Consider the following 1,661-nt stretch of genomic DNA (forward strand, 5'->3'; position numbering starts at 1 on the left):
ATCTGCCTTCTCCCCGTATAGTGACGGGGAGAAGGCAGATACTCTGGCAACCTCCCCGCTCTTCGGTTAGCCTCCCGAAAATTCCTTGGCGGAAGGATGAACCTTTTTGGACCGATCGGCGACAGAGCTACGAGGAGCCAGGCGGCTCGACCGGCCATGACAGCGGCGATGGAGACCGATCGGGCGCTTGTCGACCGGGTCGCGAAGGGCGACCGGGCTGCCGTGCGGCTCCTGTTCATGCGTCACCACGCGCGGGTCTACCGTTTCGTGGTGCGCCAGACGGGATCGGAAATGATGGCCGACGATATCGCGAACGAGGTGTTCCTCGAGCTGTGGCGCCAGGCGCCCAGCTTCGAAGGACGCTCGGAAGTCTCGACATGGCTGCTCGGCATCGCCCGCTTCAAGGCGCTGTCCTCGCTGCGCAAGAAGAAGGAGGACTGGATCGACGACGATGACGCGGCCCAGGTCCCCGACAGCGCCGACACGCCGGAAGTCGTCACCATGAAGGAAGACAAGGGCGCCGCCCTGCGGCGCTTCATCGACGCCTTGCCGGAAGAACATCGCACGGTGATCGACCTTGCCTATTATCACGGACAGTCGGTGACCGAGATTGGCGAGGTGCTCGGCATTCCCGTCGCCACGGTCAAGACCAGAATGTTCTACGCCCGCAAGAAACTCGGTGAGGCCCTCAAGGCCGCCGGTTACGACAGGGGGTGGCCATGAGCGCCGCTGAAAAGATGTCGCGCCGCGACGAGATGGAAACGCTGCTGCCGTTCTACCTGAACGGCTCGCTGGAAGGCGCCGAGCTCGAAGCCGTCGAGGAATGGCTTGCGAGCGACCCGGCGGCGCTTGCCGCGCTCGGCGAGGCCGAGGCCGAATTCTCCGGCACCGCTGCCGCCACCGAGGCGATCCGCCCGCCGGCCGACGCGCTGAGCCGATTTGCCCGGACGCTCGACGCCGAGGCCGGTCCGGCGCGTGCGCCGGCCAGCCCGTCATGGCTCACGCAGGCCCTCAATCGCTTCTTGGCTGTGCCGGCCACTGTCGCCTGGGCGGCCGCAGCGGCGTTGCTGGCGCTGGTGGTGGTGCAATCCTTCGAGCAGCCCGGCGGCAAGGGCACTGATTTCGAGGTCGCCGGCACCGGGGACGAGCTGGCGAAGCTGCCGTTCGCTCTCGTCAAGTTCAAGCCGGAGGCGAAGATGTCCGACATCGCCGCCTTCCTCGATCAGAATGGGCTGAAGATATCAGGCGGGCCGACCGCCGCTGGCGTCTTCCATATTGCCTTGCCGGCCAAGACGAGCGCCGACTACGACAAGCTGCTTGGCCTTATTGCCGCCCAGCCCTTCGCGGATGCTGTGATTGAGGGAAGGAAACCGGTTGATGGCGGCTAGAGCAGTCATCGCATTCGCTGGATTTCTGCTGGCGGCGACGACAATCGCCGCCACGCCCGTTTTTGCGCAGGGCAAGGACCAGCCGCCGGCGCAAACCGATTGTGCCGACCGGACAAACGCCGCCGGCGCCGACTGCGCCAAGGATGGCGGGACGTCCGGCACCGGGTCTGTCGGCGGCGCCGCCGTCTTTCTGCCGGCGCTGATCGTCGACCTGTTTCCCAATCCTCCCGGCGGTGCGGCGCCGCCGACAGACCCGGTGCCGGACGTCCCGCC

At 66.5% G+C, this 1,661-nt stretch carries 2 protein-coding genes and 1 pseudogene; all 3 read left to right on the forward strand.

Annotated elements, in window-relative coordinates:
- Positions 1 to 156: 156 nt before the first annotated feature.
- Positions 157 to 723 carry a sigma-70 family RNA polymerase sigma factor gene (locus EN742_RS34300; protein WP_126056959.1) on the forward strand — a complete coding sequence of 189 codons (567 nt, stop codon included), beginning with the start codon at positions 157 to 159 and terminating at the stop codon, positions 721 to 723.
- A complete protein-coding gene (locus EN742_RS34305; protein ID WP_128333837.1) occupies positions 720 to 1,388 on the forward strand; it encodes an anti-sigma factor in 669 nt (222 codons plus the stop codon). The genes EN742_RS34300 and EN742_RS34305 overlap by 4 nt, the downstream gene beginning before the upstream one ends.
- A pseudogene (locus EN742_RS34310) lies at positions 1,378 to 1,661 on the forward strand (peptidase S8); the annotation flags it as partial. The gene EN742_RS34305 and the pseudogene EN742_RS34310, both read left to right, overlap by 11 nt.

It is taken from the genome of Mesorhizobium sp. M4A.F.Ca.ET.020.02.1.1 (assembly GCF_004022645.1).
Lineage (GTDB): Bacteria > Pseudomonadota > Alphaproteobacteria > Rhizobiales > Rhizobiaceae > Mesorhizobium.

Coding starts and splice junctions, on each gene's coding strand:
- EN742_RS34305 (WP_128333837.1), top strand. CDS start 720: ATGAGCGCCGCTGAAAAGATGTCGCGCCGCGACGAGATGGAAACGCTG.
- EN742_RS34300 (WP_126056959.1), top strand. CDS start 157: ATGACAGCGGCGATGGAGACCGATCGGGCGCTTGTCGACCGGGTCGCG.